This window comes from Streptomyces sp. NPDC025618, assembly GCF_055558795.1.
Genome location: NZ_JBVHLW010000040.1, coordinates 1 through 14,411, shown reverse-complemented (window position 1 = coordinate 14,411; position 14,411 = coordinate 1). Strand labels below are relative to the sequence as shown.

Annotated in this window: 14 protein-coding genes; 7 read left to right on the top strand and 7 right to left on the bottom strand. The window is 72.4% G+C overall.

Going from position 1 to position 14,411, the window contains the following annotated elements:
* Window positions 1–152 precede the first annotated feature (152 nt).
* The 6 genes from ACZ4A5_RS26125 to ACZ4A5_RS26100 all read left to right on the top strand — a co-directional run bounded on the left by ACZ4A5_RS26125 (window position 153) and on the right by ACZ4A5_RS26100 (window position 7,781).
* Window positions 153–1,673, top strand: coding sequence for a DUF8189 domain-containing protein (locus ACZ4A5_RS26125; RefSeq protein ID WP_467589129.1), 1,521 nt, complete (start codon window positions 153–155; stop codon window positions 1,671–1,673).
* Window positions 1,670–3,190: a DUF8189 domain-containing protein gene (locus ACZ4A5_RS26120; RefSeq protein ID WP_467589076.1), complete on the top strand. Its 1,521-nt coding sequence runs from the start codon at window positions 1,670–1,672 to the stop codon at window positions 3,188–3,190. The genes ACZ4A5_RS26125 and ACZ4A5_RS26120 overlap by 4 nt, the downstream gene beginning before the upstream one ends.
* A 72-nt stretch (window positions 3,191–3,262) precedes the next feature.
* On the top strand, window positions 3,263–5,263 hold the full coding sequence (locus ACZ4A5_RS26115) for a DUF8189 domain-containing protein (RefSeq protein ID WP_467589073.1): 2,001 nt from the start codon (window positions 3,263–3,265) through the stop codon (window positions 5,261–5,263).
* A 37-nt stretch (window positions 5,264–5,300) separates the two neighbouring features.
* Window positions 5,301–5,861 (top strand): hypothetical protein, encoded by a 561-nt coding sequence (locus ACZ4A5_RS26110; protein ID WP_467589070.1) that lies wholly within the window; start codon window positions 5,301–5,303, stop codon window positions 5,859–5,861.
* A gap of 23 nt (window positions 5,862–5,884) precedes the next feature.
* Entirely contained in the window at window positions 5,885–6,259 is a 375-nt protein-coding gene (locus ACZ4A5_RS26105; RefSeq protein ID WP_467589066.1) for a VOC family protein, read from the top strand.
* Between the two features lie 220 nt (window positions 6,260–6,479).
* Window positions 6,480–7,781, top strand: coding sequence for a NucA/NucB deoxyribonuclease domain-containing protein (locus tag ACZ4A5_RS26100; protein ID WP_467589063.1), 1,302 nt, complete (start codon window positions 6,480–6,482; stop codon window positions 7,779–7,781).
* A gap of 38 nt (window positions 7,782–7,819) precedes the next feature.
* On the opposite strand, the gene ACZ4A5_RS26095 is transcribed toward ACZ4A5_RS26100, so the two are convergent.
* From ACZ4A5_RS26095 to ACZ4A5_RS26065, 7 genes are all read right to left on the bottom strand, one after another.
* Window positions 7,820–8,287 carry a hypothetical protein gene (locus ACZ4A5_RS26095; RefSeq protein ID WP_467589060.1) on the bottom strand — a complete coding sequence of 156 codons (468 nt, stop codon included), beginning with the start codon at window positions 8,285–8,287 and terminating at the stop codon, window positions 7,820–7,822.
* A 262-nt stretch (window positions 8,288–8,549) separates the two neighbouring features.
* On the bottom strand, window positions 8,550–9,095 hold the full coding sequence (locus tag ACZ4A5_RS26090; RefSeq protein WP_467589057.1) for an SRPBCC family protein: 546 nt from the start codon (window positions 9,093–9,095) through the stop codon (window positions 8,550–8,552).
* A gap of 6 nt (window positions 9,096–9,101) precedes the next feature.
* Entirely contained in the window at window positions 9,102–9,437 is a 336-nt protein-coding gene (locus ACZ4A5_RS26085; protein ID WP_467589054.1) for an ArsR/SmtB family transcription factor, read from the bottom strand.
* A 47-nt stretch (window positions 9,438–9,484) separates the two neighbouring features.
* Window positions 9,485–11,509 carry a hypothetical protein gene (locus ACZ4A5_RS26080; protein WP_467589051.1) on the bottom strand — a complete coding sequence of 675 codons (2,025 nt, stop codon included), beginning with the start codon at window positions 11,507–11,509 and terminating at the stop codon, window positions 9,485–9,487.
* Between the two features lie 10 nt (window positions 11,510–11,519).
* Complete coding sequence (locus ACZ4A5_RS26075; protein WP_467589048.1) at window positions 11,520–12,473, bottom strand: hypothetical protein; 954 nt, start codon at window positions 12,471–12,473, stop codon at window positions 11,520–11,522.
* Complete coding sequence (locus tag ACZ4A5_RS26070; RefSeq protein ID WP_467589045.1) at window positions 12,470–12,892, bottom strand: hypothetical protein; 423 nt, start codon at window positions 12,890–12,892, stop codon at window positions 12,470–12,472. The genes ACZ4A5_RS26075 and ACZ4A5_RS26070 overlap by 4 nt, the downstream gene beginning before the upstream one ends.
* 157 nt (window positions 12,893–13,049) lie before the next feature.
* On the bottom strand, window positions 13,050–13,376 hold the full coding sequence (locus tag ACZ4A5_RS26065) for a hypothetical protein (protein ID WP_467589043.1): 327 nt from the start codon (window positions 13,374–13,376) through the stop codon (window positions 13,050–13,052).
* Between the two features lie 159 nt (window positions 13,377–13,535).
* Here ACZ4A5_RS26065 and ACZ4A5_RS26060 point away from each other — a divergent pair, with 159 nt between their 5' ends.
* Window positions 13,536–14,285, top strand: a complete 750-nt coding sequence (locus tag ACZ4A5_RS26060; protein ID WP_467589041.1) for a class I SAM-dependent methyltransferase — start codon at window positions 13,536–13,538, stop codon at window positions 14,283–14,285.
* The last annotated feature ends 126 nt before the right edge of the window (window positions 14,286–14,411 follow it).

Sequence of the window (14,411 nt, the reverse complement as noted above, 5' to 3'; positions counted from 1 at the left end):
GTGTTGTCATTCCGTAGCGTTCCGGATGCCCCTGCCCGGCCACCCGTGGCTAGCCTCGCCCCGCCGGTGCGCGTGTGACCGTCGCCCTACGAACCGCACGCGTAGCCCACCCGTACGCTCCGATATGCCCCCAAGAGGGGAGGAACGCCCACGTGTTTCAAGGTCTTTCCAGACGCGCGCTGCACTTCGTTCTCTCGGCCACAGCAGTCGTCCTGCCGTCGCTGGTGGCCACGTCCCCGGCCGCCGCCGCTCAGGCCGCCGGATTCGCCGCCTCGTGCCCGGCGGCCGGCTTCATCTCCGACCCTTACGGCGGAGCTCGTGATCACGACGGCATCGACATCGCCAATGAACGCGGCACGCCGATCTACGCCGTGGGTGACGGCGAGGTCATCAACTCAGGGCCCGCGGACGGCTACGGCCAGTGGATCCGCATCCTGCACCCCGACGGAACGGTGACCGAGTACGGGCACATGTACGAGAGGGACGTCGCTGTGGGGGACCGGGTGACGGCCGGTCAGCGCATCGCGCTCATGGGCGCCGAGGGCCAGGCCACCGGCCCCCATCTGCACCTGCGGGTACGCCGCGACACCAGCATGAGCCACGGCATCGACCCCGTTCCCTACCTGGCGGAACGCGGCGTGACCGTACCGTGCACGCCCGGCCGGCGGCCCGGGCCCCCGCCGCTGGTGTATCCCGAGGAATCGGGGCGGGTGGTGTCGGCGCGGTCGGCGGACGGCCGTCTCGAGGTGTTCGCGGCCGGGGCCGACGGAGTGCAGCACGCCTGGCAGTCGCAGGTGAACGGCGCCTGGTCGGAGTGGGAGAAGGTGGGCGGCCCCGCCCGTGCGCAGTTGGCCATCGTGCCGAACGCCGACGGCCGTCTGGAGGCATTCGCCATCAATGGGGATGTCGCCCAGCACCGGTATCAGCTGTCTCCGTCCGGGGCCTGGTCCGATTGGGAGTCGTTCGGTACGGGCGGGAGCAGTGTCGCCGCGGGTGTCAATGCCGATGGTCGTATCGAGGTGTTCGCTTCGGGTCCCGCGGGGGTGTTCCACAGGTATCAGACCGCTCGCAATGGTGGTTGGTCGGGTTGGGAGGCCTCGGGCGGTGGACCGGCCGGTAGCCGGGTGAAGATGGAGAAGGCTCCTGACGGCCGGCTTGAGGTGTTCGCGCTCAATGACAAGGTCTTTCAGCATCTGTATCAGACCGCTGTGAACGGTGGTTGGTCGCAGTGGGAGGACTTCGGTGGCGGTGGTCATGATGTGACCGTCGATCACAATGCCGACGGGCGCCTTGAGGTGTTCGCTTCCGGTCCGGTGGGGGTGTTCCACCGCTATCAGACGGATCCCACGAGCTGGTCCGGCTGGGAACCCACGCGCGGACCCGCGAACTCCCAGCTCACGAGCGACCGCACCGCCGACGGGCGGGTGGAAGTGTTCGCCATCAACGGTGAAGTCGCCATGCACATATGGCAGAAGGGCGTGAACGCGGCCTACGGCGACTGGGACACCTTCGGCACCGGCGGGACCGAGATCAACGCCGCCACCAACGCCGACGGACGCATCGAGGTCTTCGGGACCAGTCAGGCCGGGGTCTACCACAGGTGGCAGACCGGCTTCAGCACCTGGTCCGAATGGGTCTGGGTCAACAGCACCTCAGGTCCCCCCATCCCATGACCCGCCACCTGAAAGGGCAGCAGTTGCCAAGAAGCCAGCGCGGCCGGCGAGCGAGCACGACCTCGCCGGCAGGACGCGCGCCCCACCGCGTCGTTCTGTCCGTACTCGCCTCCCTGCTCGTCGTGGCCGGCATGGTCGTCGGCGCCTCACCGGCGCAGGCCGAGCCGAGTGACCTGTGCGCCCAGGTCGGCTACAACGCGGGGTTCCGCGGCCAGGCCCTGGAGCTCGCCGTCGCCGTCGCACTGGCCGAGTCCAGCTGCAACCCCGCCGCGCACAACACGTCAGGAAACTCCCCCGCGTCGACCGACCGCGGACTGTGGCAGATCAACGACTACTGGCACAAGGAGGTCGACGACACCTGCGCCTACGAACCCCAGTGCAACGCGAACGCGGCGTTCCGCATCTCCAACCAGGGGACGAACTGGGAGCCGTGGTCCACGTACAACAGCGGTGCTCACCTGCGGCACATGGGCGAGGCACGCGCCGCGGTGGCGCGTCTCGGGAACCCGGGCACGGGGCCCGCGCCGTTGGTGTACCCGCAGAAGTCGGGGCGGGTGGTGTCGGCGCGGTCGGCGGACGGCCGTCTCGAGGTGTTCGCGGCCGGGGCCGACGGGGTGTACCACGCCTGGCAGTCGCAGGTGAACGGCGCGTGGTCGGAGTGGGAGAAGGCGAGCGGCCCCGGCAACGCGCAACTCGCGATCGCACCCAACGCCGACGGCCGCCTGGAGGCGGTGGCGATCAATGGGGATGTCGCCCAGCACCGCTATCAGCTGTCTCCGTCCGGTGCGTGGTCGGACTGGGAGGCGTTCGGTACGGGCGGGAGCAGTGTCGCCGCGGGTGTCAACGCCGATGGTCGTATCGAGGTGTTCGCTTCGGGTTCTGCGGGGGTGTTCCACAGGTATCAGACCGCTCCCAATGGTGGTTGGTCGGGTTGGGAGGCCTCGGGCGGTGGCCCGGGGGGCAGTCGGGTGAAGATGGAGAAGGCTCCTGACGGCCGGCTTGAGGTGTTCGCGCTCAATGACAAGGTGTTCCAGCATCTGTATCAGACCGCTGTGAACGGTGGTTGGTCGCAGTGGGAGGACTTCGGTGGCGGTGGTCATGATGTGACCGTCGATCACAATGCCGACGGGCGCCTTGAGGTGTTCGCTTCCGGTCCGGTGGGGGTGTTCCACCGCTACCAGACGGATCCCACGAGCTGGTCCGGCTGGGAACCCACACACGGTCCCGCGAACGCTCAGCTGACCAGCAACCGCAGTCCCGACGGGCGGGTGGAGGTCTTCGCCATCAACGGCGAGGTCGCCATGCACATCTGGCAGAAGGGCGTGAACGCCCCCTACGTCGACTGGGACAAGTTCGGCACCGGCGGCACCGAGATCGCCGCCGCGACCAACGCCGACGGACGCATCGAGGTCTTCGGGACCAGTCAGGCCGGGGTCTACCACAGGTGGCAGACCGGCTTCAGCACCTGGTCCGACTGGGCCTGGGTCAACAGCACCGCCGGCCCACCGGTCCCGTAAGGAAGCCCCGCGGTCGGTCAGGACACCAGGACCCGGCCGGCCGCGGCCCCCTCCACCCCTCCCCGAGGACCCATGCATCCGATCACCAGACGCCGCCTGCTCCAGGGTTCCGCCGCGGCGGGCGCACTCGCACTGCTGGGTGCCGGCGGCGCCACCGCCGCGCCGCCCCCGCCCCACCGGTGGACCGGCGCGGGCCCCTTCACACACGTCTACGACCCGTCGACTCCCGGCGAGCGGCGCTATCTCAACGACCACACACTGATCAAGGCGTCCGGCCGATGGCACCTGTTCAGCATCGTCGGCCCCGCCGCGCCGCCCGGCCAGGCCCCCGACAGCGCGGCCGAGGTCTCCTTCGCCCACGCGTCCGCCCCGGACCCGTACGGACCGTGGACCACGCACGCCGACGCGCTGACCGTCGATCCGGACTACTTCGGCGAGGAGCACCTGTGGGCGCCCCACGTCGTCGAGGCGGGCGGCACGTACTGGATGTTCTACGCCGCCGGAGGCCGGAGCGGCGCCGCGATCAACCTCGCCACCTCGACCGACCTGTTCACCTGGACGCGGCTCCCGGCCGGCCCGCTCTTCCGGGGGCGCGCGGCACGTGACCCGATGGTCGTGCGGATCGACGGCCAGTGGGTGATGTACTACACCGAGGTCTCCGCCCAGGACGGACGGCATGTGGTGGCCTTCCGGCGCTCCGCCGACCTGGTGCACTGGAGCGAGCCGGGAACGGTGTTCACCGACGCGACCACCACCGCGACGGTATCGGTCACCGAGTCACCCTTCGTCGTCGAGCGGGACGGCTGGTACTACCTGTTCATCGGGCCCCGCGGCGGATACGACGGCACCGATGTCCTCGCGTCCCGGAATCCGTTCTCCTTCGGCCTCGACGGTTACGCGGGCCATGTGCCCGGACACGCCGTCGAGGTGGTCACGGACGGAGAGCGGTGGCACGCGAGTGCTGCGGGCTGGTTCCACCAGGGGCTGTCCATGGCCCCGTTGCGGTGGCGGGACACACCGCCGCCCTGGGAGAGCATGGACAACCCGGCCGCCGGACTGGGTGTCGACGACAGGCTGACCGTGTTCGCCCTCGACGCCGGTGACCGTTCGGTGGTGCGACGCGTCCAGCTCGACCCGCGGTCCGACACCTGGTCGTCATGGCAGTCGTTCGGCGCGCCTGCCGGGGCGGTCCCCACACTCGGCCGCAACACCGACGGACGGCTGGAGGTGTTCTCCCTCGCCCCGGACGGTGCCGCTCTCTGGCACAGGGCGCAGCGTCCGGACGGGAGTTGGTACGACTGGGAGGAGTTCGGCGGCGCGGCGGGCGGCGCGCCGGCCGTGGCCCGCGCCGCCGACGGGAGGCTGGAGGTCTTCGCGCTCGGCCCGGGCGGCACCGCCGTCGCCCGGCGGTGGCAGAGCTCGCCCGGCTCGCCGGCCTGGGACGTATGGGACGGCGGCTTCGGCGGGCCCGCGGGCGCGCCGCCCGTCGTCGCCGCCAACGCCGACGGACGGCTGGAGGTCTTCGCCCTCTCGCCCGGTGGCTCCGGTATCTACCACCGGTGGCAGGAGACCCCCAACGGCCCCTGGGCGCAGTGGAGTCGCTTCGGCACCGCCGCCGGCACCGCGCCGCGCGTGGCGCGCGACGGCAGCGGCAGGCTCACCGTCGTCGCCACGGCCCCGTCCGGCCAGGCGGCGTTCCTCCGGCGCCAGACCGTGCCGAGCGGCGGCTGGGACGACTGGCAGCCGATGTCCGGCTGGACGGCTACGGCCCCGGCGCTCGCCCCCGACGCGGACGGCAGGCTCGAAGCCTTCGCCCTGTCGCCCGGCGGGGCCCTGCTCAGCCACCGCCGCCAACACACACCCGGCGGTAGCTGGGATCCCGGTGACGACTTCGGCGAGCCCGGCGTCCGGCTCGCCGCCACGCCCACGGCGGCGGCCGACGCCACCGGGCGGCTGCACGTCTTCGCCGTCACCACCGACGGCGGGATGCGTACTCGCGTACAGGACCGGCCCGGTGGCGGCTGGCGCCCGTGGGCCGCGTTCGGGGATCGCGTGATCGCGGCGCGCGCATGACTCCGACTCCCGCCGCGATACGGGGCAGGATCGGCGCATGACCACGACCAGAACGACGCGGCCCCGGCGCGGGGTGTTGCCGATAGCGGTGCTGGCCCTGCTGCTGGCCGGGTGCGGAACGCAGCGGTCCGCAGACGGCACCGGTGCGCACGCGGCCGCGCCGAGCGCGCCGGTGGACGGCCCGTGCCCCGGCGGCAGTTCCACGCCGCCACCGTCGGCGGCCGCCGGTACGCCGGGCCCGGCCACGCCGCCCACCGACCACTACGCCGAGAACCACGGCTTCATGGTGCCCCTCCCGCTGCACGGCCAGAGCCGCTGCGACGGGCTCGCGGCCGCCGGACGCGTCAAGGACGCACTCGAACCGCTGCGCAGACGCGCCGACTTCGCCCCCGAGCACACCCGCGACGCGATCACCGGCCTGGGCTACGCCGCCGGGAAGGTCAAGGCGTACGGGAACGGTCCCACCGGGGTCAGCTTCCTCATCGACGCCTCTCCGCTGTGCGTGGAGGGCACGATGAGCCGCGACTCCACCCAGGCGGACGCCTTCGCCGGGTACCCCGACCACTCCGGCTGCGACCAGCCCAGCGGTGGTCACTGACGCGCGTGGATAGGGTGCGCCTCATGGCATCTCTCATAGGGCACGTCACTGTCGACTGCGCCGACCCCTACCGTCTGGCGTCCTTCTGGGCCGAGGTCCTCGGTGGTTCGCTCGCGGACGAGGACCTGCCGGACGACCCGGAGGCGTGGGTCCTCACCGGCGGCGCGAAGCTCCTCTTCGTGCGCGTGCCGGAGCCCAAGAGCCGTAAGAACCGGCTGCATCTGGATCTCCAGCCGCAGGACCGGCCTCGTGACGCCGAGGTGGAGCGCCTGCTGTCCCTGGGCGCCACCCTCGTCGGCGACCACCGCCGCCCGGACGGCACCGGCTGGGTGACCCTCGCCGATCTCGAGGGTAATGAATTCTGCGTGGAGCGCGGCGCGGCCGAACGAGCTGTTTGAGACACGCTCCGGGGTCTCCCCAGGGTCCGTACGGCCGTGTGGCACGCGGTCGTAGAGCTGTGGCCACCGGACCGGGGAGACGGCGAGGACCGGCGCGCGTGGCCGAAAACAGGCCCACGTCCGTGGATTGTTCGACGGAACCCTTGGCTCATCTGTTCGGCGTACTTAGCGTCGGTTCCTTGTGGTCGGCAGGCCACAAGGAACGACTCGAGGAGCGCCCATGCACTGGCCGATACGCCGTGCGCTGACCGCAGCTCTGGTCGGCGCCGCCTGTACCGCTCTCCCCGCCACCTACGCGGCCGCCCAGCCCGCCGCGGGCACGGCGGGCGGCATCACCACGACGGCCGTACAGGTCGTCGACGCAGCGCACCCGCTGCCCGCTCTGGGCAGCAGATGGGACGGGGACAGAGCGCACGAGGGGTCCGCCCACTGGCGCGATCCGGCCGTACGACCGCCCGCCGCACTGCATGAGCACGGTGACGTGACCGCGCAACGGCTGGGCACCACCTACACGTCCACGGCCGGGGAACGGTCCGTGACGGCCGCCGGTGTGGACCTGGCCACCTGCCGGCGGCTGCTGCCGGGGTCCGGGGAACGGATCATCAACCACTACGCGTACTGCCACGTCATCCCGATCGGCTATGCCGTGGTGAGCAACGGCAAGGTCATCGGCAACGTCTCCTGGCGCAACACCACCGCGGGGGAAGGCACCAAGGGCTCCCGGGTCATCCGGCTGGTGACCGGCATGGACAAGTTCGTGCGCACCGGTGAGACCACCGACGGCAAGCTCTCCATCGGCTGGGCCACCGGCGGCTACCACGGCCCGGACGGCAGCAACAAGGCGTGCGACGCCCGGGGTTCCGGGCCCGAGCTGCTGAGCGGGTGGCAGGCGGGCGGTACGGCCATCTACACCCTCTCCTCGGCGGCGTCCGACGGTTACGGCCGGGACAAGGTGGCGCGCTGTGCCATCCGCTCGTCCGTCACCAACAGCGGCGGGACCGGGACGGTGCTCGACAACGGCGTCCGGTTCGACTCCGCGAGCTACCTGGGCGCCAGGGGCGCGGGAATCTTCGACCGGGTCATGCCGGTGATGGGGGAGTACGGCGTGAGCTCCGCGCGCAACGGCGCGGTCGCCCGCCACATCCAGCTCGCCCAGACCAACCCCGGCGCCACCTACCCGCCGCCTCCCGCGGGCCACACCAAGTCCATCCCCGGAAGCATCGCCTCCGGCAAGCCGCTGCACCGGCTGGTCTCCAACTGGGACGCCGCGGCCACCAAGGCGTACGACAAGAACCGCAGCGTGGTCCGCAGCACCTGCGCCCCGCTGCAGCACCAGGCCGGCGAGGAGTGCGACGAGTACCCCTTCGCGTCGTCCTGGGAGGGCGCGGGCAAGGGTGACGGCAACTTCTCGGTGAAGTACGTCGACGGAACACAGAACGGCAACGCCGGAACCGACTTGAACAATTGGTACGTAGCCGACCGCATCCTGCACAACGACGCCTTCTACGTCGCCATCCACTGACCGTCAGCGGGTCCGTCGCCGTCCCGCGCGGCTCGTGCCTACGGCGCGGGACGGCGCCACAACTGAACGACGTACCGCTCCAGCCCGGTGAACAGCGGCGGATCCGCGGCATCCTGCCGGGCCCGCGCCGCAGGGCCGCCGCCCTGACGGTACAGGCGCACGGCGTACGGTCCGGGATCGCCCAGCGCCATCGGCCCGCCCGCCGGACCGTGCGGCACCGCCCAGGCCGTCACCGCACCCGACGGCAGGTCCAGCACGCACTCGCCCAGTGGTGCCTCGGCGATCGGCGGGGGCGGGCCGTCCCACAACTCCAGCCGCACATCGGCGTCGTGCGTCGCGACGGTGCTGGCCACCATCAGCCCGCTGCCGTTGACCGCGAGCTGCCGCCCTTCGAGCGCCGGAAGCTCCCACGGACGGTCGTCGAACGGCGCGCCCTCGTCGCACAGGGCGAACTGCCCGCGCTCGACCGTCACGACCCGCTCGGACACGCGCACCACAGCCGTCACGCCGGCCTCCTCGTACGAGAGACACTTCCTCAGCACTGTACGGCCACCACCGTAGCCCGGTGTGTGCGCGGGCGGGCCCCCGGCGGCCAGGCGGTCAGCGCGCGTTGCCCGTTCCTCGCGGAGTGGGCCGGGGCCCGTCGCGTCGGTGGCCCAACCTGCCCTGGGCGCCGACGGGGAAACCCCTTCCACGAACGCAGGAGACCCGTTTCGGCCGCGGCGGCGATCAGGCCACGCGGCGGACGGGCCCGCCGCGGAACGGAGTTCAGCGGCCCTCGGGCAGGCCCGGCACCGCGGCACCGGAGGGGACGCCGGCGGCGATGTAGGCGCGGTAGAGTTCCTGCCAGGCCGCCGTGGCACCGGCGTGCGGGCCCGTGCGGCTCGTGCCGCGGGCCCGGGCGTCGAGCGCGGCGAGGCACACGTCCCACCCGGCGCCGTTGCGGGAGGCGGTGTCCGGGGCCTCCAGCACGTCGGTGAGCGTGAAGCGGGTGTGCGTGCTGTCGAGCGGTTCGAGATCGAAGTGCAGCTCGTCGCCGCCCCAGACGAAGGACAGGTGCAAGGGGGCTTCGACGGCCAGGACCCGCCCCGTGGAGTCCGCCATGGCCGGATCGCCGCTGAACCGGATCGCGCCGCCCGGCCGCAGCTCGATCTCGGCCCGGGAGGGGAACCAGTGGACCAGCTCGTCCGCGTCGGTCACGAAGCGCCAGACGCGCTCGACGGGGTGGGCGTACGTACGGGTGAAGCGGACGGCGGAACGGCCGTCGTCCAGCGTGAGGTAGGTGCCGGTCGGAGCGGCGGGTTCGGTGGGCATGGTGACTCAGTCCTTCGGGGGTTCCGGGGGTGACGCCGCGCTGTCGAGACGGTGACCCAGTGCGTCGAGGCTGTCGTTCCACAGCCGCCGGTACGGAGCCAGCCAGGCGTCGAGCTCGGCGATCGGCGCCGGATCGAGGGCGTAGACCCGGCGCTGCGCCTCCTGCCGCACGCGCACCAGGCCCGCGTCACGCAGCACCCGCAGGTGCTTCGACGTGCTCGGCTGGCTCAGGCCGCATGCCTCGACGATCTCACCGACGGACCGCGGGCGCTCCAGCAGCAGCGCGATCACCGCGCGCCGGTGCGGGTCGGCGAGGGCGGTCCACAGGGCGGCATCGGTCATGCATCCAATATGCCCCGACGGTTATATGCCTGTCAAGGAATATAGGGCTATCGCCGCTCGGCTTCGGGTCCCAGGCGAGGGCTCCGGCCGGTGAGCTTGGCCGTGAGCAGGGCCAGGAGGAGATCCCACTTGCCCGGCGGGACGGCCTGCGCCACGAGGTGGCGCAGGCGCCGCTCCTGCTCGGCGCGTTCCGGCCAGTCCCCGGGGGTCAGCGTGATCAGGTCGCACTGGACCTCGACCGCCCGCAGCCAGGCGCCGACGTGCCCCAGCTTCTCGTACCCGGCGTGGAAGTGCCGGACGGCGTCCTCCAGGAACCGGATCCGCCAGCCGAACGAGATGAGGGGCAGCGACGGGCAGGCGAGCGTCGCTTCGACGGCTCGCGCCAGCGCGGTGAACGTCTCCGCCGTGGGCGCCGCCTCGAACGCCTCGGCCGCCTCGGCCACCCGCTGGGCCGGCCGGTCCAGGGCCGCTTCGGCCTCGGCCCGGGAAGGGCGGCGGGCGGCCGGCCGGGCGCGGGGTTCGAGGATCTCCGGCCACGGCTTCGCCTCGAAATGGTGCAGCACCCGCATGACGTCCCGGGTCATGGCGGCGGAGTCCAGGAACGCCTGCAGGTCGACGAGCTCGAAGCGGATCCCGCCGCGCTGCTCCAGCAGGGCCAGGGCCGCTCGTTCCGCGGTGACCCGGGCGGTCGGGACGATGACGACCGGAGAGGACGACTCCGGGCGCAGCATCAGATAGGCCACTCCTTCCAGTTCGGAGTGCGCCACGGTCATCGTCACCGGCCCGCGCTTCTCGTCGAGTCCCATGACCGGCAGTTCGACGAACAGGGCCCGATGGGGCGTCCGGTGCTGGAGGAGGACGACGCGGCGCCGCTTCGCCAGCCGCGGATCGCCGAGCAGGATCCCGGCGAGGTCGGCGCCGTCGCGTACGCACAGCGTGGTGTCGTCGTCGAGCTCGTCGAGCCACTCGCGCAACCATGGGGGTGAGAGGTGGCAGGCGCGGTTGTCCTTCCAGGGCGAGATGAACCACAGGGCCGTGTCGCCCTCGCGCAGCCACATCGGGTCCGTGCCGAGCGGCTCCACGCCCGGCACCGGGAGCGGCAGCGCGTTGTGCTCCACCTCGACGAGGGGGTAGCCGTGCAGCTCGTCCGTCGGCGGGTCGACCTCGATCAGGCCGTGGCTGGACGTCGTGGTGGTGAGGAGCACCGACATCATGGTCGGCTGGAGGCCCGGCATGTTGGCCGCCGGGTGCTCCCACGCCGTTGTGAGCAGGTCGCGTTCCTGTGGCGGCAGTGACGGATCGGCGGCGAGCGGACCGATCACCTCGTGGACGAGCTCTGCCAGCCAGTCGGGAGACGGCGCGTCCGCGGGCAGCCAGCCGTACCGGAGCGGCCGTTCGCCGACGCGGACGTGGCCGCAGAGCGCGGCGGCATCGGCCGGTTCGCCGCGGGCCATGCTCAGCAGGGCCTCGTCGCCCTGTTCCGCGAGGGCGCGGCACAGGGCGGGGAAGCGGCGGTCCGGCCGGTTGCGTGGGGTGTGGAACCAGTGTTCCGCCCGTTCCGGCCGGTGGAGCCGCCGCGACCGCCATACGTCCAGGACGGGAACGGACAGCGCGAGCTTGCCGATGGCGAGGACGAGTTTCTGTTTCGCCTCCAGGGGCAGCTCCCGGGCGCGCAGCCACTCCAGGGCGTCCGCGGCGGCGAGGTACTCCCGTGGATGCCGGGCCCGGTACGCCTCCCGCTCCGTGTCCTCGACGGTCAGGCTGGGCAGGAACGTCGCGACGGCCTCCTGGGTGTAGCGCGAGGCGAGGATCCCGGCCCCGAGCAGCCGCTCGCACCTGTCGCGCAGCGGGCCGGGCGGGTACGGGTCCAGGGCGGAGACGCTCAGGGCGAGCAGGACCCAGCCCAGCTGGGTGGACTTCAGCAGCACGTCGTGCGCGGTCTCGTGCGAGAGGATCTCGTCGAGCGGGTCACCGTGGACGAGCCGGTCGACGCTGACGAGGATGCGGCCGTTCTGGCACAGTCCGGCCCAGTCCCTGCTGAACGTGAGCGCGCGTGCGGCGGAGTCGGGCACTGAGGTCTCCTCAGTCGGCGTCTTCGCCGGGCGCGGCCGGCTCATGGACGTAGTGGACGCCGGTGAGCGGTACGCCCTGGGACCAGAACCGCGAGAGCCGGCGGTTGAGCCGCTCCTCGGCGGGCGGGTCGGCGGGCAACGGCAGGCGCAGGGCGGTGAGGACGTCGAAACGGTGCAGGTCGAACGCGGCCGTCAGCGCCTCCGCGTAGCCGATGGCGGCCGACACGGCGCCGCGGTAGGCGACCCAGGCCAGCACGAGGAGGGCGGCCGCGCTCGACAGCCACCAGCCGCTGCCGGCGAGCAGAGGGAGGCCGGCGAGCCCGGTGACGCCCGCCGTGACGCTCAGGCGGCAGGCCAGGTCGAGCTGGTCGCGCCGGTCGTCGACGATCGCCCGCATCCGTTCGCCGAGCACCGGATAGAGCCGTGGCCACCACGGCACCGCGTCCGCGCCGTACGCCGCGCCCGCACTCGCCTCACCCGCGCGCAGCGCGTTGCCGAGCGCGGTCGGCAACAGCGCGACGGCCTCGGGCGGATAGCGGCGGCCGAGCCGCCAGGCGGCGGCCAGGGCCCGCTGCCGCTCGGCTTCCGTGGGGTCGGGGGGTACGTCCGCGCTCCGGGCGAGGCGGCGCCGGGCACGGCTCTGACTCTTCACCGCGAGCCGCGTCAGTAGGCCGGCGCGCCGTGGCCAGTAGCCCTCGAGCAGCCGGACGAGCGGCAGTTGGAGCGGGTGCAGGACGACCGAGACGAGTAGGGTGACGATGCCGAGGAGGACGAGTTCGGTGGCGGACAGGCCGTGGAGGCGGTGGAGCGCGCGGACCGCGTCGATCCGGCCCGCTCCCGTCCGCGCCGCGAGCAGGGCCGTGAGGTAGAGCACGGCGACGTAGGTGGGCAGGTAGCTGACGACCGCGAACCGGGAGGCGGTGAACTGGGCGACGCCCGGGGGGAGACGGGAGTCGTCGCTCACGCGTCGTCCTCGCGCAGTTCCAGTGGCACTTCGTGCTCGGGGCACGACAACGGCGGGGCGGGGTAGCGGGCGACGAGCACCGTCGTGTCGCCCCGCGGGCAGCGGAACTCCAGGAGTGCCCAGGACACCGGGACGCCCGGAAGCGTGGCACCGTCGCCGGTGCCGAGCGCGAAGCCGCCCGCTGATTCCCTGAGACGCGAAGCGGCCTCTCCCACGAGCAGCGCGGGCTCGTCGCCGACGGCGTCCACCCACTGGAACGCCTCCGCCCCGAGGGCGACGACCACGGCCCGGATCCCGGGCGCGGCGGCGAGCAGCCGCCGCGCGTCGACGAGGTCGCGGTCCTGGAGCTCGCCGGGGAACCCGCCGTCGCGCACCCGCACCAGCACGTCGTCGATCTCTTCCAGACGGACTTTCCTCATACGCGCCCCCAGGCCCGGTGCGCCTGTGGCGCGGTACGGAATTCCTATGATGCATACGGGGAGTGGCCGTGTCCGGCGGACGAGACGAGGAGTCACGCGGCTCGCAATGGTGTGCGGGCCGCCGGACGGAGGCCGTCCGGCGGCCCGCACAAGGCTGTTACCCGCGCGTCACGGGATAGCCGATCCTGAACCTGCTGTCGTTGCGTACGCCGAGCCTGGCCGTGATGTCCACGCGCCGTGCGGCGGGTTCCGCCGAGAACTCCCGGCCGGCCTCGGCGAGGCGGGCGTTCTTCTGCCCCCGGTAGCGGAAGTAGACGCTGATGCGGTGGCTTCCGGCGGGGACGGTGATCTCCGCGGTGCCCCATTTCGCGGCATATGCGCGGTTGTCGACCTCGATGACCGGGTGCGTCAACAGGTAATGGAACCAGGCCGCGACGGGCGAGGGCCTGACCTCGACCGCGACAACTACCCCTTGATCAACCATGGATCGATGCTACCGAGTCGGCGGTGCGGCACCGGCGGGGACTGCGGTACCTCTTTCAACGGGCGTTGAAATAGCGAGACTTGGCGGCGTACAGTCCGAGAGGTCACCCCTGGGTGAGGGCACGCCCGTGCCCGCGAACCACCGACCGTGGAGGCGCGCATGACGAACGGAAACGGCGACGGGGCGGCGGCCGGCCCCGCGGACATGGACTTCGAGGCGCTCTACCAAGGGAAGCCCTCGTTGCCCGGCACGGATCTCGTGCTCGAGACGGCGCCGTGGGACATCGGCGAACCCCAGCCCGCGCTGGTCGCGCTGGAGGAGGGCGGGCGGCTGTCCGGCGACATCCTCGACGCGGGCTGCGGCCTCGGCGAGAACGCGTTGTACCTCGCCGGGCGCGGCCACCGGGTGACCGGCTTCGATGCCGCGCCCACCGCGCTGAAGCGGGCGGGGGAACGCGCCGCCGCCCGCGGTCTCGACGTCACCTTCGTCCAGGCCGACGCCACCACCCTCGAGGGCCTCGGCCGGGAATTCGACACCGTCGTCGACAGCGCGCTCTACCACTGCCTCGACGGCGACCGGCGCGGCGCGTACGCGGCGGCGCTGCACCGTGTGACCCGCGCGGGCGCCGAGCTCCACCTCTTCTGCTTCGCCGACACCAAGTGGCCCGGGTTCAGCCTGCCCCTGATGACCGTCGGCCAGGACGACCTGCGCACGCACCTGGGCGAGCACTGGCGGATCGAAGACATCGAACTCACGGACTATGCCACGGCCTTCACCCCGCGTTTCCTCCAGCGACACGGGAGCGAACTGGGGCGGGCGGGCGTCCGTATCGAGCCCGACGCCCTGCGCGTCGACGACGCGGGCAGGGTGCTGGTGCCCGTGTGGCGACTGCACGCGGTGCGCCGGTAGTCGGCGGTTCCTCCGCACCACTCGATCCGATCGCGGGGGGGGGGGGGGGGGGGGGGGGGGGGGGGGGGGGGGGGGGGGGGGGGGGGGGGGGGGGGGGGGGGGGGGGGGGGGGGGGGGGGGGGGGGG